Here is a 20,993-nt window from a genome sequence, read left to right as displayed (position 1 = left end):
TTTTGCAGCATGCAGCATGATGATGCTACTGTGGGTGGCGGGCCGAGGGCAGCAGCGACCACATTATACGCAATATATCCTCAATAATTATATCATCAACCCTGCAGTAGCTGGTATAGAAAATTATACAGATATAAAAATTAGTCATCGCCACCAATGGGTGGGGATACTCGATGCACCGGTAACAACCTATGTAACGATACACGGGTCTATTGGAAAAGAAGATACTCGAACCAACCCGACAACTTTTGTACCAGAAGGAGAAAACCCGAGAGGGCAAGCGTATTGGGAATCTTACACTTCGGCTCAACCGCATCACGGATGGGGATTTACGATGATTAATGACAAAACCGGGCCACTCAATCGGTTTTCTGTGTATGGTACATATGCTTATCATTTGGGCATTGGCCCAAGAACAAGTTTGTCTGGCGGTATTAGTGTCGGGCTTACCAATAATGCACTCAATACATCTAAATTATTATTCGATAATCCTATTGACCCCGCCGTGGCTTCAAGCGGATACCTCAATAAAATGCGTCCGGATGTAAATGCGGGTTTGTGGTTGTATAGTGCTGATTTTTTTGCAGGCATTTCTGCACAGCAAATCATGAATCAGGGCCTCGAATTTTCGGGCAATACACTTACAACCAGCACCAAATCTTACCCGCATTTGTTTGTAACTGCCGGTTATAAATTGTATGCCAATGAAGATATCAGCATTATTCCATCTGCAGTTCTCCGGTATGTAAATCCATTGCCGCTTGGTGTTGACCTTAATGTAAAAGCTCAGTATCGTGACCGGGTTTGGTTAGGTGCCGGCTACCGTTTAAAAGATGGCTTGAGTGCTATGGCCGGAGTGAATATTTCCAATGTAATGAACATTGGCTATGCCTACGACTATACTACTTCTCCATTACAAAACTTTACAAAAGGCACCCATGAGATTGTAGTTGGCTTTATGCTAGGCAATAAGTGGGGTGATTTATGCCCCAGAAACTTGTGGTAGCATTCATAAAGGGCTCCCGTTTATTTTTTCTGGAGATCCAGTAAATACGTTACACCGTTTTCAGTTCGGGTAGATTTCACCGAACTGAGCGTGGTTCTGGTGATATTCCAGATGCCGGTTAATTTTTGTAACGGTGCTGGTCCGTTAGGAAAAGCAGAAGTAATGGTCATGGCAGATGCATCGCCCCGCCATGTGCCGGCAGCATCGGCCTGGCCAACCAATTGACCGTAAACAGTGAGGTCTTTGTTGAATTTAAAATCATATCCGGCAAATAAACCTGTCTGATTTGTACCGTTCTCACTATATAAGGTAACCGTCCATAAGTTATTGGTAATCAAGTTGACTACGAAGTCTTCTTGAACTGACTGTATAGCTTTTTTACAACTATACTGACCAAGTATTAGCAAGGCCATTACAGCTAAATGTATGCTGGTTTTGTTGCGCATCTCGTGTGTGTTTTCTTTAAATAGAAAATTACTACAAATCATTTATTGTTTGCACATTAAATGATTTACAACAGGGAAGGGGCGTCAATTACTTTTTCTCCAGCTACATTTCTCAAAGCCATAGTGAAACTTCCTGTGAGTGAATAGCAACCCGTTTCGCCTTTCTTATTCATGGCTATAAAGCCAATTTGCAATTTTCTGGCAGTGGCTTCTCCTCGGGCTTTTATCAAACGCTTCACTGCTTGTTTGCAGGCTTCGGCAGGCGAGTAGCCGTGCCGCATGTATTCTACCACGGTATGGCTACCACAAATTCTCACCACTTCTTCGCCAACGCCAGTTGCAGTAGCCGCACCCACTTCATTATCAACAAAAAGCCCTGCACCAATAATAGGAGAATCGCCAACACGCCCCTGCATTTTATACGCCATGCCGCTGGTGGTGCAAGCGCCACTAAGATTGCCGTGCTTATCTAAGGCCAGCATGCCAATAGTGTCGTGATTGTTTTTAATTCGTTCCAGCAGGTTTTCTACTGTTGTCATGGGACTGTACTGTGAGGTTTTCAGCCATTCTTTCCATGCTTTTTCACTCGCTTCGGTGAGCAGATTTTCCTTTTTCATACCATTTTCCAGCGCCAGGCGCAAAGCGCCTTCACCTACCAACTGAACATGCGGCGTCTTTTCCATTACCAATCGGGCAACTGTTATGGCATGTTTGATATGCTCAAGATACATAACCGACCCTATATTGTACTGATGATCCATGATACAGGCATCCAGCGTTACCCGGCCGTCACGATCGGGTAAACCACCATAGCCAACGCTTTGGTCATTCGGATCAGCTTCTGGAACCATAACGCCCTGGTGAACCGCATCCAATGCTGTACCGCCCTTAACCAGCACTTGCCACGCAGCAGCATTTGCTTTTACGTTGGGAGCCCATGTGCTTATTACCACAGGATTTATTTCGTTATCTGCATCAATTGGTTTTGCTTGAACATTTGAATTATTCAACAGAACACCTGTGGGTAATAATGAAGCTAATTGAACGAATTTCCTACGTCTCATGGTTGTGAAGTCTTAATGAGTTGGTATTAGTTTTCTCAAATGTGAAAGTAAGGTTTCAATATAGCTAAGTAGCTGGGTTTGTGTAAAAGTGTAAAGTAAAATATTTCATTATTATACTTATAATTAATATTATGTTAAGTGTCATATTTGAATAAAAGCCACTCTAATGTGGCCTTTATTCAAATATGCTTAGTGTGCTATTTTGGTGTACACCGCATTCCACTTCTTTTCTTCTGCTTCAAACTTGGCTTTGTCTGCAGGAACTTTGGTGGCTGCTTTTTTGTCTCCATAAATTAAGATAAGCTGGTCTACCAGTCGCTTGTAGTTCTGCAACTCCATTCCTTTCAAATCGGTATGCTTACCATAAGCCTCGGCAGATTTCAATAAGTACGGCAAGCCTTTGTCAACTTCATCGTTGTATGTTTTTTTCAAGGCGTCACGCTTGTCTGTGAGCTCTTTTGGTGGCGGAGGCAATTTTCCTGTTTTATCAGGCTTGGCTGTAGAATTTGCTTTGCGAATGTCGTCAGAAACCTTGCTGATATCTGCATTCACCTTCACTGCTTTATTGATAAAATGATTGCCCAAATAGTAAAATGGTTTTCCATCATCGGGCTTTTTATCGCCAGCCTGGCTGAGATAGTTAATCATTTTTTGCTCCATTTCAGCATAGTTAGATATGCCAGAAACATCCTCAGCATTTAACTTGTCAAACAAGATAAATCCATAGTTCTGCAGCAATTCCAGATTGCTTGGCTCTTTGGCAATTTTAGCTTCAATACGTTTTGTTTTCTCCGCTTCATCTTCCAAAGACATGATAAAATCTATTTCCTCGAAAGTGAAGTACTCACTTTTTGGATAGAGCTCTTTACCGAGTGCTTTGTATTTTTCAAAACCTGCTGCATCATCTTTTTTAAAGTAATAGCCCATAAGGAACTGATAAACGAACTCATTATCATCGCCTCCAATCTTTTTGTCTGTCAAACGGGTGAAATACGGAACGGCTGCATCGTCCTGCTTGGCATTTTGAAAAGCTGCCCCGGCCAGTAAGTTTGCTGTTGTATCAAATTCCATCTTGGCCAGTTTATTGGCAATAATGAAATCGCTCCACTCCACTGTGTTTTTAAAACTTGCAGAGGCTCCTGTCCAATCCTTCTTATTATAGCCTTTAATGCCTTCGTTGAAGAAACTGGAGTAATAGCCAATGGGTGCATTTGCATATGTGGGGTCTACAACCAAAGATTTGGCAGGATCCATTTCCAGGTACTTTTTATAGGCTTCGATGCTTTCGCTGCGCAGCTGCGTTGCGGTAGCTTCGTTTGCCGGATCATTCATCAGATAAGCTACAACAGTCGCTTTCAGGATATAAGCTTCTGGCTTGGCAGCATTTTTTGGCTTGGTAAGCAACTGGTCTAATTGCTCTTTGGCCTTTTTGTACTGCTGTATGGCCAGCGATGTTTTTACTTCATCAAATTGCGCCAGTGCAACCGATGAAATTAGTCCTGTCAAAGCAAGACTCAATGCAACTTTTTTCATGATCGATGTATTGGTTTACAATGTATTAGAATAGATTATTGATCTTCTTCGGTGGATGCTTCTGTGTCAGTGGGTGCATCTGGCTGCGCATCATCTGCAGGTGCAGCATCAGCTTCAGTGGTTGTGGCTCCTTCTTCTGTACTCAATAGTTCATCTTCCTCCTCTTCTTTCGCCATTTGTGTGATAGCGGCTATTTCGTCATCGTCCTCAATCCTAATGAGTTTTACACCCTGTGTAGCTCTTCCCGCTTCACGAATGCTGTCCACTCCGGTTCGGATAGTGATGCCGCTCTTGCAGGTAATCATCAAATCTTCCTCGTCTGATACGGTTAAGATACCCACCAGGTTACCAGTTTTTTCGGTAATACTGATGGTTTTAACACCTTTACCGCCGCGGTTAGTAATGCGGTACTCGTCAATCGGCGTTTTCTTTCCAAAACCTTTCTGGCTAACCACTAAAATCATCCGGTTTTCGAGGTCTTCCTTTTTCACACAAAGCATACCTACAACTGAGTCGTTAGCATCATCAACCTCTATGCCACCCACACCAATGGCTCCACGGCCGGTTGGGCGAACTTTTTCTTCCGGAAAACGAATGGCCCGGCCAGACTGTAACGCCATCATTATTTCGCTGTTACCATCAGTAAGTTTTGCTTCCAATAGCTGATCACCTTCTACAATAGTAATGGCATTAACCCCGGTAGATCTTGGTCTGCTAAAATCTTCGAGAGATGTTTTCTTAATAACACCTTTTTTGGTACACAAAACGATGTAATGCTGTTGAACAAACTCTTTATCATCTAAATTAGCGATATCAATAATAGCTCTAACCTTGTCATCCCCAGGCATTTGCATCAAATTCTGTATGGCCCTGCCTTTGCTGTTTTTGTCGCCTTCAGGTATTTCATACACTTTTAACCAGTACAGTCTTCCTTTTTCGGTAAAGAACAACAATGTGTGGTGAGTATTGGCTACAAACATGTGCTCAATCCAATCTTCCTGACGGGTACGGCTGCCACGGGCTCCACGTCCTCCCCTGCGTTGCTGCCGGAATTCACTGGAGCTGGTGCGTTTAATGTAACCCAGATTAGAAATGGTAACCACCACATCTTCCTGTTCAATTAGGTCAGCTATAGAAATTTCATCGGCCAGGTATTGTATTTCGGTGCGGCGAGGATCGCCAAATTTTTCTTTTACCTCCAACAATTCCTGCTTGATGATAGCAAAACGCATGTCTTCATTATCGAGCACCGTTTTCAGGTGGTCAATGAGCTTCATGATTTCTTCAAACTCGGCTTTAATCTTATCCCGCTCCATGCCGGTAAGGCGTTGCAAACGGAGATCCAATACCGCCCTTGCCTGAATCTCACTCATGCCGAAGTTGGTCATCAGGCCTTCACGGGCAATTTCTGGAGTAGCAGACTCCCTGATGAGGCGTATCACTTCATCGAGATGATCCAGCGCAATAAGGTAGCCTTGTAAAATGTGGGCTCTCTCTTCAGCTTTTTTAAGTTCGTAGCGGGTACGGCGTATCACAACTTCGTGGCGAAACGCTACAAACTCACTAATAAGATCACGAAGATTGAGGGTACGTGGACGGCCTTTTACCAAGGCAACGTTATTGATGCCGTATGAAGTTTGTAGTTCAGTTAATTTGTATAACTGATTGATTATTACCTGAGGTACAGCATCCCTCTTTAAGTCGAGCACCAAACGGGTACCTTCTCTCAGGTTACTTTCATTGTTTACATTTGAAATGCCTTCAATAATTTTTTCATTCACCAACTGACCAATTTTATCCGTCAGCGTATCCCGGTTTACCTGATAAGGAACCTGGGTGATGATGATTTTGTCTTTCCCTTTTTCGTCGGATTCTACAGTGGCTTTGCCACGAAGCACTACCCTGCCACGACCAGTGAGCAAGCCCTGCTTTACCCCTTCAAAACCATGTATTACACCGCCAGTTGGAAAGTCAGGTGCTTTTACATATTTGATGAGCTCTTCAGCTGTAATCTCTTTGTTTTCGATGTAGGCAATACAACCATCAACAACTTCGCCCAGGTTGTGGGGCAGCATGTTGGTAGCCATACCCACAGCAATACCACTGGCACCATTTACCAGCAGTTGTGGTATTCTGGTAGGCAGTACAGTGGGTTCTTCCAGGCTGTCATCGAAATTGAGCTGATAATCAACGGTTTCTTTTTCAATATCTACCAGCATGCTTTCAGAAAGCTTCTGCAAGCGGGCTTCGGTATAACGCATGGCAGCCGGTGGGTCACCATCCTGGTTGCCGAAGTTACCTTGGCCATCTACAAGGGTGTACCGCATGCTCCAGTCCTGAGCCATACGCACCATGGTATCGTAAATAGACGAGTCGCCATGAGGGTGATATTTACCCATCACTTCACCCACAATACGGGCACTTTTCTTGAATGGTTTGCCATAATCGAGGCCCAATTCATTCATGGCATAGAGCACCCTGCGGTGAACGGGTTTCAAGCCGTCGCGTACATCTGGCAGAGCACGACCGACAATAACCGACATCGAATAATCGATATAGGCTGTCTTCATTTGCTCCTCAATATTGATCTGAATTATCCTGTTGAAATCGTTTGTTTCCTGAGGCAATTGCTGTTCTTCCATAAGTGTGTTTACAAGGGTGACAAATGTACCGGAAACAGGCCTTATTTCATGGGGCTTACAGGCTTATTTTACCCACATTTTAACCTTGTATAAGTACGTTGAAAATCAGCTATTTATCATTTGTTTATGGTGTGATGTTCATACCATAGAAATCAATAAAAGCCTGCGCAACGTTTTTGTAAGAAAATTCTGCGGTTGTTTTGTCAGAAAGTTGGTGCCTGAAGGCAGAATGTTCGGTGTTGAAAGCCGACAGCATTGCAGTAGCTAATGCGGTAGTATTGCGGTTGGCTACAATCCAGCCTTGCTCCGGTTGCAGCAGCAACTCTTTCATGGGTGGAATATCGGAGCCTATTACGGGTACACCCACTGCCAAAGCTTCAATTACTACACAGCCAAAAGTTTCGAAAGCCGAATAGAGAATCAATGCTTTACTACGGGCTATTTCATGTACCAGTTCCGATTGGGGCATTTCTACCCTCCAAATAATCCGGTGAATGCAACCCAGTTGTTGAGCCAGTTCTTTAAGGTCTTTTCTCTCAGGCCCAACCATTACTAACACGCCATCCGGATATTGATGAACCACCTCGGCAAATGCCTCGATGATGAATTCGGGTTGTTTTTGCGGCGAAAAAGTAGATACATGTATGAGTTGATTGGCTTGGCTGTTGATGAGTGACGGGTTAAAAATGGCAGTATCTACTACGTTTGGAATGCGAACCACATTCTTACCGGAGAGCTCCTTCAATCGTTCGGCCAGGTAAACGGAGACGGCGGAAATGCCTTTGGCACCCCGCATGGCCTGCAGCCATTTAAAGCGTACATAAGCATTGGCTTGTTGAAAGTTCGGGGTGGCTTCTTTCAAATATTCGGTCCACTGCTCCGATATAAAAAAAGGCAATTGCCAGTGATTGGCCAATTTGTGTGCCAGCAAAGCAGCATACACAGCAATATGTGCATGAATGAGCTGTGGCTTACCAAACTCCTGCTCTTGTTGCCGGCTTTGCATCTTTACAAGTTGATGCATTTTTTGCAGCATCCGCCACTTGTCAATCACACGAATACCTGATGGAGGAATGTGAAAATAAACAACCGTTTCCCGGACATTCTCGATGAAACGTTTTTCTACCGAAACGGATGTAGTGATTTGCCCTTTGGCATCATGAACGAAAGCCCAAACATGCACCGGAATTTGCTGCGCTACTGCCCTTGCATGCCGTTGTAAAAAATCTCCTGTCAAGGGTTCCAGTGTATTTGGATACCAACTACAAATCCACAACAGATAAGGTGCCTCAGTGCTCATTTTTTCAAAAGTAATGCTATTTATGCCTTGGCTTTCATCACTTGCTGAAGCATATTAAAACCTGTGTTTTCTGAATTTGCAGAGCCAAAGGATTATGCCACCTTTGCCCCGCATGAATACCGGAATATTTCAAACATCTATTGGCAACGACCTTGCTATTGCTGCAGATTGGCTTCGCCAAAGTGAGTTGGTAGCAATACCTACCGAAACTGTGTATGGTTTGGCGGGCAATGCATTGAAGGAAGAATCCGTTTTAAAAATTTTTCTGGCCAAAGACCGTCCACGTTTCAATCCTTTGATTCTTCACGTGCCGGATATTGATGCAGTTAAGAAGTATGTGCTCGGCATTTCATCAGTCATGGAGTTGCTGATGAATACTTTCAGCCCCGGCCCAATTACTTTTTTATTGGATAAAAATCCGGCCTTGGTGAGTGATGTGGTAACGGCCGGCAGCTCAAAAGTTGCGGTACGTATTCCGGCACATCCCATTACACAAGCCCTGTTGAAACAACTCGATTTTCCTTTGGTGGCACCCAGCGCCAACCGTTTTGGGTATGTAAGCCCGGTAACTGCCGCCCATGTATACGAAGGCTTGCAGGGAAGAATTCCTTACATATTAGATGGAGGCACTTGCACCGTAGGTGTAGAAAGTACCATTGTGGATGAAGAAGACGGGCAACTCATTATCCGCAGAACGGGCAAAGTGAGTGTGGAAGACATAGCCAGAATAGCTGGCGTTACACCTGTGCTGAAAACTCATGCCGAAGATCATCCGGTGGCGCCAGGTATGCTAAAAACCCACTATGCAACCCATACACCTTTGTATTTGGGTAATGCAACAGATACATCGGCAATGGCTGCTGGTAAAAAGGTAATCATCATGGGTTGGGGAAGTGAGGAATCGATTGCTGCATCTTATCATTTTCAGGGCACAACTATCTTATTGCAAGTTGTTTCACTATCGAACGATTGTCGTATTGATGAAGTAGCCAGTAAGCTTTTTGCCAGCATGCGAAATGCAGACAATATGGGTGCAGAAGCCATTTTGGTAGAACCTTTTCCGAATGAAGGAATCGGGCAAGCCATAAACGATCGTTTGCAACGTGCATCGGTTTTGCATTGATGAAATCTTCATGCACCATAAAAAAACAAAGCCAGCTACTTGCGTAACTAGCTTTTGTATGTTGGTTGTTGTTGTGATTATCGCTTCAGTCCTTCAATAATTTTTTCGAAATCGGCGGCAATGAGGCTTGCACCACCCACTAAACCACCATCCACAGATGGACAGTTGAACAGTGCTTCTGCATTGTCGGCTTTTACGCTGCCACCGTACAAGATGGAAACAGAATTGGCCACGTTTTCATCGTATTGCTTAATGAGCATGGCCCGCAGATGGAAATGCATGTCTTGTGCTTGTTCGATACTGGCAGTTTTGCCCGTACCGATAGCCCAAATGGGTTCATAAGCAATCACTACATTTTTCATTTGCTCAGTGCTCAAATGAAACAAACTTTCCTGGAGTTGCTTTTTCACGTATTCATTTTGCGTACCAGCCTCCCGCACTTCGAGAGGCTCACCGCAGCAGAAGATTGGCTTCAGCCCGTATTCCAAGGCGATGTTTACTTTTTGTGCCAGTACTTCATTTGATTCGCCAAATTGTTCACGGCGTTCGCTGTGGCCAATCACTACATACTCCACACCAATAGATGCCAGCATAGCTGCAGAAATTTCTCCAGTGTAAGCACCATGGTCTTTGTGGTGTACGTTTTGTGCGGCTACAGTAAAGTAGTCGTTGTTTTGGCCCACCAAATCTTTCACCATAATGAGGTATGGATAAGGCACTGCCAGTACTACCAAATGACGCTTGTCGAAGGTATGTGAAATAGCGAGTAAATCTTCTACTAATGTTTTAGCCTGCTCTTTGGTGCAATTCATTTTCCAGTTGGCGGCTGCAATAAACTTTCTCATTTGTGAAAAATATGGGTTGTTGATTGAATTGATTTTCGTTGTTGAAATTACATGTGAATGAGGAATGGAAAGGCTGACATTTATCAAGCAGAATGGTGATTGAAAACATTCGACAACGTTTGCGCTTCCTGTTCGGTTAGCTCCTGCCCTTTCAATTGCTTCCAATTGCGGATATGTTCCAGTGCTTTTTCGAGCTGATACTTTTCATGCTGGCCCCAGCTGAAAGAGGGAACATGACCACTCGCCATACCAGCATCATGTAAACTGCAGCACACTCCGATGCAACATCCGGTATTGATGCTGGTATTAATGGCGGTTCTGGAATAGTCGCCCATGATGGTGCCTGCTTTTACCCCTACTGGTATATACCCTTGTAAGGCTTGCTGCCACACTTTCACCTCACCAGCCGTGTTTTTGATATTGCTGTTGCTGGTGCCGGCGCCCAGATTGCACCATTCGCCAATGTAACTATCCCCCAAATATCCATCGTGGGCTTTGTTGCTGTAGTTATGAATGATCGACTGTTTGATTTCGCCACCAACGGTACAGCGTTGGCCAATGCTGGTGCCACCGTAAATTTTCGCTCCGGCTTTTACCACCGTGCCTTTGCCAATGTACACCGGGCCGCGAATAATGCAACCTTCCATCACCAATGCATAATCGTCGATCATCACCGGTCCATCGGTAGTATTGATGATACAAGCCTGCATACGGGCGGTTGGTGCTATATACAATGCGTCGCCAAATACAGTGTTTTGCTGACGGAAAAAATCATTCGCCAATAGCAAGTTGGGCGCATTAACTGTTTGCTGTATGAATGTTGGGTTAAGTTGCACCAACGTGGTGGCATGGTCAAAACGCTTTGCTGTTACCTCCAGTGTTTTGCCCGATGACCAAACAGGCATTTGCCCAAACACTGGGGCCTGTGCGGTGCAAAAAGCTATAATACCAGTTGCATCTTCCAATACTTCGCCGGGCTGCATTTGTAAAATAGCAGCACACAATTCAGCATCGGGCAACACTGTTGCATCAATGCAATGATAGATAGCTGCGGATGGCAGCGCCACTGTCAAATGCTTTTCTGATACAGTGGCTATTGGTTGTTTGCTCAGCATAGCCCACCAGTTGGCCAGCGTAGTTGTACCCACCAGCAAATCGGCAATTGGCCTTGTAAGAGACAAGGGGTACAACTGTCGGCGACTGTGGGCGGTATCGTATACAACTATCATGAATACTAGCGAAATGCGGGCCAATATACTACCAATAGCGGTCACTCTTTTCAGCTGTTTGGCAGATGTATAAAAATAAAAACTCCCGCCAAAGGCAGGAGTTTTTAAACAGGTAGTATGGTTCGTAAAAATTACTTCTTGGCGTATTTCTTCTTGAACTTATCAATACGACCAGCGGTATCCACCAACACGTTTTTACCAGTGTAGAAAGGGTGGCTGGTGTTTGAAATTTCCAATTTAATCAGGGGGTATTCGTTACCATCTTCCCAGGTAATGGTTTCTTTGCTGGCAGCAGTAGAGCGGCTCAGAAAAGCAGTGCCATTACTCATGTCTTTGAAAACAACGAAGCGGTAGCTCTTAGGATGAATGTCTTGTTTCATAGTATGTTTTGTTTTACAACCCGACAGCGACCGGGTTGGTTAATGGTCGGCAAAAGTAGGCCAATCAGATTGAAATGCGCAAACCTTTTTCAAGAAATTTGTAATTGCTGAGTATCAGCAATTTAGCTCTTCATATTCACGAATTGAAGCGGAATGCCAAAGTTGCCGCCACGGCATTTGGCAATCACATCCTGCAGGTCGTCAATTTTTTTTCCTGTTACCCGAATGATATCGTCCATAATGGCTGCCTGTACTTTGGCACCGCTGTCCTTAATCATTTTCACAATTTTCTTGGCGTCTTCCTGTTTCAGGCCATTGCGTACGGGCACTTCTTTTTTCCAAACCTTTCCGCTTTGGTAGCCTTCTTTGGTCAGGTCGAATGCCTGGCCGTCGAGCCCCTGCTTAATGCTGCGGCTAATGAGTACATCAATCATTTGCTCCATTTTCATATCGCTATCCGCTTCCAGCGAAAGTACAAACGTCTTTTTGTCCAATTCCATCACCACATGGCTGCCTTTAAAATCGAAGCGGTTGGTGATTTCTTTACGGGTTACGTTTACGGCGTTATCCAGCGTTTGGCCGTCTACCTTGCTTACTATATCAAAACTGGGCATATCGTTTTCTTTTATTGGAGGGCAAAGATAGTCTTCTACCCTGCTGAAACGAACAGGCAGAACGGAAAACCGCCCTGCCTGCTGTAAGAATCTCAAAATGTAAATGTGCTTAGTTACCGCCAGATTTTACCCGGTTTTGTTCGTCGCCTGCACCACCGTTTTTGCGGGGTGATGGTCCTTTTACCGGCTTACCAAAACGGTAGGTGAAGCTAATGTTGAGTACCTGATTGTCCCACTGGTTTTTGATGCGTAAATCAATGTTCTGGTATTTTACGGTACCACGGAAATACTGCAGATCGAATGGATCACGGAAGTTGAGGCGCAATTGACCTTTGTCTTTCATCATTTTTTTGGTTACGGCAAAATTGATAACGCCCATCGACTGAGCAGTCAATACGCCTTCGAGCATACGGCTGCGGTAAAAACCACTGATTTCGCCACCCCAACCCTTTTTGAAAGTAAACTGGTTTTGAATGTTGGTCATCCAACCGTTCATATCTAGTTCGAGATAGCCACCGTTTATTTCACCGCTAAACTTGTTGTGAAAGGCATTCACATACACATTGGTTCTCCACCACTTGGTTACGGGCACACCTGCGTTGATGCTTACACCAATCTGGCGACTGTTGGCCACATTGTCTTTGGTAACGAATGTGGTATTGGTGGCATCATCCTGGCGAAACACTTCCGACATCATATCCGTGGTGCGGGTGTAATTGAGCGTCGTGTTAAGAAAGCCTTTGAAGCTGTGCGACAGTTCGATGTTGTGGGCAAACTGTGGTGTCAGATTAGGGTTGCCTGTTTGATATGTGTATTTATCAAGGAAGTAAATGAACGGGTTCATGTCTTCGTAGTCGGGGCGTTCAATGCGGCGGCCATAGTTCAACACAAAGCTGTGTTTTTCATTGGCTGCATATTGAACATATGCCGTAGGAAATAACTGTGTGTACGAACGGGTAAAGTCGAGTGAAGAAGTTAACTGATCGCCTTTGGCATTGGTGTTTTCTGCCCGCAATCCCAACTGGCCACTCCATTTTTTACTGAACTCTTTCGACAGGTTTACGTAAGCCGCATTGATGTTTTCAGTATAAATGAAATGATTGCTGCGGTCGGTATCAATAATCCAGTTGCCCGTGCTATGGTCAAATTCGGTATAACGGGCATCGTTATCGGTTTTTACAATGCTGGTTTTTACACCTGCTTCAAAACGAGCCTTGCCTTTCAACGGATGCGTATAATCAACCTTGGCACTGTAAATGTTGATGGTGGATGGCAAATCGCCACGCAGGTATTCATCTTCCTGCAGCTTGCTGCCGTCTTTATCAAAAAAGTAGTTGGCAAAATGCTGATCATTTTTGTTACGGTATTGCAGTACATCCACATCGGCAGTCAGCTCACGTCCGGTGCTGTCAAACTGGTGACGAACGTTGGCATTGGCGCCCCAGTTTTTAAAGCGCATTTCAATACTGTTGTTGGCTTCTGTTCTGGAAGTGAGGCTGTTGGCCGGATCCATAATGAGGGTGCTGTTGGTATTGCCATTGTTGCTTTTATTGCTGAAACCAGTCAGCGTAACACCCACCGTTGTTTTTTTACTGGCATAATAATCGAAACCCAGCTTGGCGTTGTGGCCCATGTTTTTGCGGCGCATGTTGCTCACTTGTTCAAAATTGCTTACTACTTGTTGAGTAGTTTGGTTGCGGAACACCCGCTGCAATTCCAGCTCCTGAAAATTCCTGTTGTAATAAGATGAATAATTGCCAAACAAGTTCCATTTGTTATTGCGATAGTTCAGGTTCAGGCTGTTGTTCAGCTTGGTGTAAACGCCCTGGCCACCCCCTACCGTAAATGAACCATTGAAACCTTTCGCCTTGTTCTTTTTGGTTTTGATATTGATGATACCAGCATTGCCGGCAGCATCGTATTTAGCGGGAGGATTGGTCATGATTTCTAACAATTCCAATTGGTTGCTGGGCAGGTTGCGCAGGTAGTTGGCCAAATCGGTGCCACTCATGTAAGTGGGTTTTCCATCAATCAATACCATTACGCCGGCCTTGCCTTTCAGGCTAATGTTGCCGTCTTTGTCTACTGTGATGCCGGGCGATTTTTCCAACACCTCCAATGCTGTGATACCTGCATTGCTGGCCTGGCCCTCTATGTTCACCACTGTGCGGTCAAGCTTTTGCTCCACCAATGGTTTTTTTACCGTTACCACTACATCTTGCAACTTTCCTGCGGCTGCTTCCAGTTCTGTGGTTCCAGCATCCTTGGTTTCTCCGGCTACAATGGTTGCTTTTGTAAATGATGGCTGATACCCTACGGCAGAAATGCGTAACAAATACTGACCAGCCAAAATTTGTTCTAGTTCGTATTGGCCTGCCGAATTGCTCACACTGAGCTTTACCAGCGATGAATCTTTAGTTTTTAATAATGCTACTGTGGCGGCGTCTACGCCCTTGCCCCCCGATTGTACCTGTCCTTTAAGTCCGCCTTTTGTGGTGGTTTGCGCCTGCAGGCCTGTAGCCAGCAATGTTGAAAATGCGATACCAAGCAGTGAGGATAATGGTTTCATGGTGTGTTGTTTTTGGTTCGTTTGATCTGATGAAATTGATTGGGCAAAGATTGGTACCTTGTATTGCTTAGTACAATAGAAAACAAGATAACTGGCTAAATACAGGTACAAACGGAAAGAGCCCATTTCGGGGCTCTTTTAGTGAGTTTCACCCGGAATGCAGGTGAGACGGATGCAGTAAATAGAAGGTTACGCTTTGGCTTTCCGCTTATAAAGGATAACGCCCACTCCCACCAAAATGAGGGCTAAGGCAATGAGTTCGGCCTGCGATGGATGAAAACCCAGCAGCTCGTTGGTGGTGTTTACCCTGATTTTTTCAATGAGGAAACGTTCGGTACCATTCATAATGAGGTACACGCCAAATAAAACGCCCGGCGCCAAGATGCGGGAACGCAAGAACCACAGTCCTGCAAAAAGCAACAGCCCCATTACAGTTTCATAGAATGGAGTTGGAAAAACCGGGAGTGGCAAGCGGTTGCTCCACTGGCCTTCATAGCCGGGTACTGGTATGCCTTCGCTCAGTACATTGTTCGGATAAGTATAAGCTACCATCCAGGTGGGTAAAAAAGAAGGTGCCACATAGCTGCTGTGCAAAATATCGGCAGTCGTATTCACTTCCTTCACACCATGCTGTGCTCTTTTAAAATAGTTGAGATGTACAGTGGCACTGTCATTCCATTGCTTGGGACTGCTGGCTAAAACAGCTTTGCCCTGCTCGTCGGCTACATAGGCACTGTTGGCCACGCCCCAGTCGCCGTCGCCGGCTACCTGGCAACCAATACGGCCTACGGCATAGGCAAGCATCAGAGCCGGACCAAATGAATCGACCAAATGCCAGAGGTTGATTTTGTGTTTGCGGGCATACCACACAATAGCGGCACCGGCACAAATCAAACCACCATAAAAGGTAAGGCCGCTGAAAGACAACAGCGCATTTACAGGATCGGCCACCAACTCTTCCCAGTTTTCGAAGTTGTGAAAGAGTTTGGCACCACCAAAACCAAACACCGCTGCCAATACAATCATATCGCCTACTCTGTCGCTGGGCCAAATACGGATGCTGCGTTTTTCGGGTTTGCTCAGTTTGGTTTTATTGCCAATGTACCAGCGCCATCCGGCAAAAGCAATGGCTGCCAAAATACCGGCAGGCAGGTTGCCCATTCCACTCAGTAGAAAGGCCTGCGGATCGGCCAGTGCAATTTCTTTATCAGTAAAGAAGCCAATGAATTTGAACCCAATGATAAAACCGAAGAAAGCATTCCAGATAATATCACTCATGGGAGCCCCGTCACCCACGGTTATTTGTGTTTCGGTAAAACCCAGCCAACCCGCTTGCTGACGACGTTTGAGTTCTGTTGTCAATGCCCATGCGGCACTCAAAAAAGCCAGTGCTACCAGAAAACCAAACGTATTGATGAGTTTGAAAAATTGAATTTCTACACCAAAAACTTCCTTGAGGAAAAAATACAAATTTGGGTACATGCAACGTGGCTTTTTACAGACAATGCCTGAGTGAGTAGCAAATAAAAACCTTCCCGCCGAAACGGAAAGGTCTTTTTATACAAAGCGTTCAATAGTTTGATTAGCAGTGTTGCTCAAACGCACTGATAAGGTTGCTGGCAATGACTTGTGCCGGGCGACCTTCAATTTGATGACGCTCCAGCATGTGCACTACCTGGCCATCTTTCAACAAAGCAATGGCAGGTGATGACGGAGGATAAGGCAGCAAATACTGACGAACCTGTGCTACTGCTTCGCGGTCGAAACCAGCGAAAGAAGTGGTAAGGAAATCAGGCTTTTTGCTGGCGTTGTGCACGGCCATTAGCACACCAGGGCGGGCACTACCGGCGCTACAACCACATACGCTGTTGATCATTACCAGTGTGGTTCCCGTTTTTTTCATTTGCTCGTCTACGGCAGCGGGGGTCAACAACTCTTCAAAACCATATTCTGTTAACTCGGCCTTCATGGGCTCTACTATCTCTGCTGGGTACATAATGCGAAAAGTTTATGCGAATAAATAATGTGCAAAGTTGCGGCAATGTTGCATTCATTGTGCCTCGAGTTTCAATCCTAATGTGATAATTGCTGAAATCGAAAAGACATCCCATTTGCGCCATTATGACTTCTTTTAAAAACCAGAAGCGCCATTTTGTCCTTAAGTTGAAATGGAATTCTATCTTTTTCTGACAAATGGAGTACTAAAAAGACGCTGGAACAGGCTTTGATACGGTTTGATTAAACAATTCAAACAAAAAACGAAAAGCATATGACACAGACAAAATTCATTAACCGCCCTTACGGTAACCGTTTTAATGGTGTATTCAACAGCCTGTTGGCCGATATGGAACGCAGTTTTGGACAGTTGCAGCCGCAACAAACCTTAGTGCCGGTAAACATTGCAGAAACTGCCGACGCTTATCACATGGAACTGCTGGCACCGGGCAGAAACAAAACACTTTTTTCCTTGCAGGTAGAAGAAGGTAACCTGACCATCAGTTACAAAACTCCGGAATCCGGCCAGGCTCAAGAAATTACCTATTCCCGTAAAGAGTTTTCGCTTGCTGATTTTAGCCGCTCCTTTTTTCTTGATGATAAGGTGGATACAGAAAAGATTCAGGCAAAATATGAAGATGGGATTTTAAAGGTGCTCTTACCCAAAAAAGCCGTTGTACAGCCAGCTCAGAAGCAAATTCCCATTTTATAACATTGGTTGTGTGCACAAGCATGCACTTATAGCAGTTGGTTTTTAACAGCCTCTCCGATTCTTCGGAGGGGCTTTTGTTTTTACTGCGTACTTTCGCTACACAAGTTTCGTTATCATACAGTTGCAATTTTTGCAAACCGGTAATTGATAAAATAATTCAGAAACAGACTTCATTATTAGTACGCAAATGAAAGTATTAGCTATGAAATTAAAAGTACTGTTGAGCCTCCTCATTGCTGGTATGTGTACCACCGTTGCCAAGGCCCAGGATAGCACCCATATTGAGCATAAGGCTGATACCGTTATCAGCTATCAGGATTCACTGGATGCCATCAAGTTGCGCATCATTAATATGAATCCGTATTTCACGCTGCATGTTGATTCTGTTTTACAATACGGGTTCGAGATAAACAAGCCTGCAAAAAATTATTACTGGTATTTGAAAAATGCGCCTGTAGGTGTAAAGCTTGAAAAGAACACCGGGCAATTGTATTTCAGAGCTGAAAAATCGTATTTCAAAAGTGGCAAGCTCAAATATGATGTACAGTACAAAGTAGAAATGGGTGTGCAGTCCCTGATTAATCCTCAGGAAAAAGTAGATACATTTTGCACCATCGTTTTTTATAGTACAGAAATTGTTGCTTCGAGATTAAAGCCAACTATCAGCAATAACCTGACGCTGGAAGAAGGCGATTCAGTAAAATTTCGAATACAATGCGATGAAGGAACATTCCCTACAGAGCACATAACCATGTACACCAACATTCCTATTGCTAATTACACTTCTGTAAGAAAGTGTGATGATGAATTTGAATGGATGGTGCCTTATGATTTTATTCGTGACAATGACACGGCCCGTCAAAAAACGTTGACGCTTCGTTTTGTTGGCGCAGATAAATTTTACAACAGAGATACTGCGGAAGTAAAAATCTTTATCCGGCCGGGTATAGATTATCCTACACAAAACATGCTCCACAAAAAGGTAAGCAATGAAGTGTCTGCTTATATAGCACAACTGAAACTTACCTTTTATGTATTGAGCAGAAATATCAAAAAAACAAAATCTACAAGAACAGGTTTTGATATTACCAGTTCGAGCACTGCACTGGCCGGTACTGCCCTTAGCACAGCTGGCGAATCGGCCGGCGCAAAGAATTTTGGTAAAATATTACCCAGTGTAGGGCTCACGCTGGTGCCGGTAAAAGAAGCCGTGTCGCCCAATAAAGTACAGGAACAAAACACGGCTACACAGGTTCGTTCTGTAGCTAAGCGTTTGGAGTATCTGGTAAGTGAGAATGCCATTGTTGGCAATAGGGATGTAAGCGTTCAAGCCAAAATTAAAAAGATGCAGGATGAACTCAAGGCTGCACGACTTCAGTTGGTTGATCTTCCTTTAGTTGAGTTTGATAACAACCTCACACAAGAAGATGTAGAAAAATTCTTTACCGATCCAAAAGTGAACAAGAAATATAAACTCAAGGTCAACTAAAGACAATTGTCTTTACGACGGGTATCAATAATGTATTGAATTTTCCACTCGCCATTGAGTTTTACGAGTTGAAAAGAATTGACACCGCAATGGCTAATCTGGCCATTGAAATAAAACTGATAGGGCGTCCAGACGGTAGCCATATTACCATCAATATGAATGGCACCAATGGAAATGCGTTCATCAAGTGCACCGGCTTTTTGTTTGGTAATGGATGAAGCAAATTGTGCAACCGTATTTCCTCTTACTGTGTCGGTTTGTTGTTTGGTTTTAGTAATGGTTTCTATATGGGCATTGGAAGCAAAAGCCTGCATTATGCCAGCTGAATCAGCCTGTCGCATGGCATCAAACATGTTGTTGATGACACCCGCAACAGCTTTTTCTTCTGCTGTGGTTTGAGCCAACCCGGCATGCCAACTTAAGCTTGCAACAATTATAACAGTAGTTGCCAAATTCCAATGTTTCATATCTACTTTTTTGATTAAGAAAAGTAGGTATAAAAAAAGCGGCACGAAGGCCGATTGTAAAATTCTTTATTTAATGTAGCCCAACAGCTTGAGCATGCTTTGTGCTGTTTGTTCTTTGGCATACACCCAATCTATGAGTTTACCATTTTTGTCGTGCTCCAAAATCACATGTTTGGGCGATGGTATCATGCAGTGCTTGATGCCACCATATCCGCTAATCTGATCCTGATAAGCACCTGTATGGAAGAAACCAACATACAGTGGCTCTGCACTCTCACCATTGAGCTTCGGCAAAAACACTTCGTTGATGTGTTCTTCCGAATCGTAGTAATCGTGGCTATCGCAAGTAATGCCACCCAACACCACCCGCTGGTATGGGTTTTCCCATTTGTTAATGGGTAGCATTAAGAACTTCTCACCTATGCCCCATGTATCGGGCAAGGTGGTAATGAAAGATGAATCAATCATGTACCAGCACTCACGGTCGTTCTGCACTTTCTCACCTATTACACTGTATATGTGTGCCATGCTTTCACCCACGGTATAGCTACCAAACTCAGTGAAAATGTTGGGCATGGGAACCTTCGCTTTTTTACAAGCAGATTTGATGACGCCTACAATTTCATTGATCATAAATTGGTAGTCGTAGTCAAAACCAAGGCTGTGCTTGATAGGGAAACCGCCACCAATATTGATGGAATCCAGCTCTGGACAAATCTTCTTCAACTGGCAATAGAGGTTCACTACTTTGTTCAGTTCGCTCCAGTAGTATATATCATCTTTAATACCCTTGTTCAAAAAGATGTGGAGCATTTTGAGCTGAAACTTGTCTTCGTAACCTTCAATGTTGTCTACGTAAAATTCCAGTATATCTTTCGCCCGAATGCCCAAGCGGCTGGTGTAAAAAGGAAAAGTTGGTTCTTCTTCTGCAGCTACCCGAATACCCAGTTTAAACGGCACTTTTACCGACTTTTTGTAAGCCAGCAATTCATCTTTGTTGTCGAGGATGGGCACCACATTTTTGAATCCGGTATTCAGCAATTTGGCTATGCGGCTGGTATACGATTTTTGCTTATACCCGTTACAAATGATGTGGATGTCTTTTGTAATCTTACGCTTTTCGTACAGCTTGTTGATGATCTCTATATCGTAAGCAAAAGAGGTTTCGAGATGAATGCCATGCTTCAGCGCTTCTTCTACTACAAAGCTGAAATGACTACTCTTGGTGCAGTAGCAATAGTAGTACTGTCCTTCGTATTTATGCTTTTTAATGGCATTGGCAAACATGTCTTTTGCCTGCTTGATCTGGCTGCCAATTTTGGGCAGGTAACTAATTTTTAAAGGCGTGCCATATTTTTCAATCAGGTACTTCAAATCAACGCCGTTGAATTTGAGGTAGCCATTTTCTACATTAAAATCTTTCTGAGGAAAATCGAAAGTCTGATGAACGAGGTCGGTGTAGGTATTCTGCACCAGGTCGGCTATGCGTCTGTTCATTTTGCGGAAAGCGTGGTTTTTTAAGAGGCAGACAAAAGTACTATTCTACAGCGGTATTGCGGATGCAAAAAAATAACCGGAA

The 20,993-nt window shown here is 44.1% G+C and carries 18 protein-coding genes; 4 read left to right on the top strand and 14 right to left on the bottom strand.

Annotated elements, in window-relative coordinates; translation table 11 throughout:
• The first annotated feature begins 16 nt into the window (after positions 1–16).
• Positions 17–1,006 (top strand): PorP/SprF family type IX secretion system membrane protein, encoded by a 990-nt coding sequence (locus V7Q13_RS03740; protein ID WP_333799334.1) that lies wholly within the window; start codon positions 17–19, stop codon positions 1,004–1,006.
• A 20-nt stretch (positions 1,007–1,026) separates the two neighbouring features.
• Here V7Q13_RS03740 and V7Q13_RS03735 read toward each other — a convergent pair whose 3' ends face one another.
• The 5 genes from V7Q13_RS03735 to V7Q13_RS03715 all read right to left on the bottom strand — a co-directional run bounded on the left by V7Q13_RS03735 (position 1,027) and on the right by V7Q13_RS03715 (position 7,991).
• Complete coding sequence (locus V7Q13_RS03735) at positions 1,027–1,452, bottom strand: hypothetical protein (protein ID WP_333799333.1); 426 nt, start codon at positions 1,450–1,452, stop codon at positions 1,027–1,029.
• A gap of 65 nt (positions 1,453–1,517) precedes the next feature.
• Positions 1,518–2,405, bottom strand: coding sequence for an isoaspartyl peptidase/L-asparaginase family protein (locus V7Q13_RS03730; RefSeq protein ID WP_333799332.1), 888 nt, complete (start codon positions 2,403–2,405; stop codon positions 1,518–1,520).
• A gap of 300 nt (positions 2,406–2,705) precedes the next feature.
• A complete protein-coding gene (locus tag V7Q13_RS03725) occupies positions 2,706–4,049 on the bottom strand; it encodes a hypothetical protein (protein ID WP_333799331.1) in 1,344 nt (447 codons plus the stop codon).
• Between the two features lie 35 nt (positions 4,050–4,084).
• Complete coding sequence (gene gyrA, locus V7Q13_RS03720) at positions 4,085–6,691, bottom strand: DNA gyrase subunit A (RefSeq protein WP_333799330.1); 2,607 nt, start codon at positions 6,689–6,691, stop codon at positions 4,085–4,087.
• A gap of 124 nt (positions 6,692–6,815) precedes the next feature.
• Positions 6,816–7,991, bottom strand: coding sequence for a glycosyltransferase family 4 protein (locus V7Q13_RS03715; protein WP_333799329.1), 1,176 nt, complete (start codon positions 7,989–7,991; stop codon positions 6,816–6,818).
• Between the two features lie 112 nt (positions 7,992–8,103).
• On the opposite strand from V7Q13_RS03715, the gene V7Q13_RS03710 reads away from it, so the two are divergent.
• Complete coding sequence (locus tag V7Q13_RS03710; protein ID WP_333799328.1) at positions 8,104–9,114, top strand: L-threonylcarbamoyladenylate synthase; 1,011 nt, start codon at positions 8,104–8,106, stop codon at positions 9,112–9,114.
• Positions 9,115–9,191: 77 nt separating this feature from the next.
• On the opposite strand, the gene tpiA is transcribed toward V7Q13_RS03710, so the two are convergent.
• The 7 genes from tpiA to V7Q13_RS03675 all read right to left on the bottom strand — a co-directional run bounded on the left by tpiA (position 9,192) and on the right by V7Q13_RS03675 (position 16,747).
• Positions 9,192–9,959: a triose-phosphate isomerase gene (gene tpiA, locus V7Q13_RS03705; RefSeq protein ID WP_333799327.1), complete on the bottom strand. Its 768-nt coding sequence runs from the start codon at positions 9,957–9,959 to the stop codon at positions 9,192–9,194.
• A gap of 83 nt (positions 9,960–10,042) precedes the next feature.
• On the bottom strand, positions 10,043–11,188 hold the full coding sequence (locus V7Q13_RS03700; protein ID WP_333799326.1) for a putative sugar nucleotidyl transferase: 1,146 nt from the start codon (positions 11,186–11,188) through the stop codon (positions 10,043–10,045).
• Positions 11,189–11,319: 131 nt separating this feature from the next.
• Complete coding sequence (locus V7Q13_RS03695; RefSeq protein WP_157478577.1) at positions 11,320–11,568, bottom strand: type B 50S ribosomal protein L31; 249 nt, start codon at positions 11,566–11,568, stop codon at positions 11,320–11,322.
• A 122-nt stretch (positions 11,569–11,690) separates the two neighbouring features.
• Positions 11,691–12,182 carry a YajQ family cyclic di-GMP-binding protein gene (locus V7Q13_RS03690; RefSeq protein ID WP_333799325.1) on the bottom strand — a complete coding sequence of 164 codons (492 nt, stop codon included), beginning with the start codon at positions 12,180–12,182 and terminating at the stop codon, positions 11,691–11,693.
• Positions 12,183–12,291: 109 nt separating this feature from the next.
• Positions 12,292–14,751, bottom strand: coding sequence for a TonB-dependent receptor domain-containing protein (locus tag V7Q13_RS03685; RefSeq protein ID WP_333799324.1), 2,460 nt, complete (start codon positions 14,749–14,751; stop codon positions 12,292–12,294).
• Positions 14,752–14,940: 189 nt separating this feature from the next.
• Entirely contained in the window at positions 14,941–16,233 is a 1,293-nt protein-coding gene (locus V7Q13_RS03680; RefSeq protein WP_333799323.1) for a prolipoprotein diacylglyceryl transferase, read from the bottom strand.
• 100 nt (positions 16,234–16,333) lie between these two features.
• Positions 16,334–16,747, bottom strand: a complete 414-nt coding sequence (locus V7Q13_RS03675; protein WP_333799322.1) for a BrxA/BrxB family bacilliredoxin — start codon at positions 16,745–16,747, stop codon at positions 16,334–16,336.
• 273 nt (positions 16,748–17,020) lie between these two features.
• On the opposite strand from V7Q13_RS03675, the gene V7Q13_RS03670 reads away from it, so the two are divergent.
• Positions 17,021–17,458, top strand: coding sequence for an Hsp20/alpha crystallin family protein (locus V7Q13_RS03670; RefSeq protein ID WP_333799321.1), 438 nt, complete (start codon positions 17,021–17,023; stop codon positions 17,456–17,458).
• A 202-nt stretch (positions 17,459–17,660) separates the two neighbouring features.
• Positions 17,661–18,947 carry a hypothetical protein gene (locus V7Q13_RS03665; RefSeq protein WP_333799320.1) on the top strand — a complete coding sequence of 429 codons (1,287 nt, stop codon included), beginning with the start codon at positions 17,661–17,663 and terminating at the stop codon, positions 18,945–18,947.
• Here V7Q13_RS03665 and V7Q13_RS03660 read toward each other — a convergent pair.
• The gene (locus V7Q13_RS03660) at positions 18,944–19,414 is read right to left on the bottom strand and encodes a nuclear transport factor 2 family protein (protein WP_333799319.1); all 471 of its coding nucleotides are present in this window, start codon (positions 19,412–19,414) and stop codon (positions 18,944–18,946) included. The two genes, V7Q13_RS03665 and V7Q13_RS03660, sit on opposite strands and share 4 nt — an antisense overlap.
• A 66-nt stretch (positions 19,415–19,480) precedes the next feature.
• Positions 19,481–20,911 carry an arginine decarboxylase gene (locus tag V7Q13_RS03655; protein WP_333799318.1) on the bottom strand — a complete coding sequence of 477 codons (1,431 nt, stop codon included), beginning with the start codon at positions 20,909–20,911 and terminating at the stop codon, positions 19,481–19,483.
• Positions 20,912–20,993 lie beyond the last annotated feature (82 nt).

The organism is Phnomibacter sp. (assembly GCF_036803085.1).
GTDB lineage: Bacteria > Bacteroidota > Bacteroidia > Chitinophagales > Chitinophagaceae > Phnomibacter.
The sequence above is the reverse complement of the archived record's forward strand: the minus strand, read 5'-3'. Positions and strand labels throughout refer to the sequence as shown.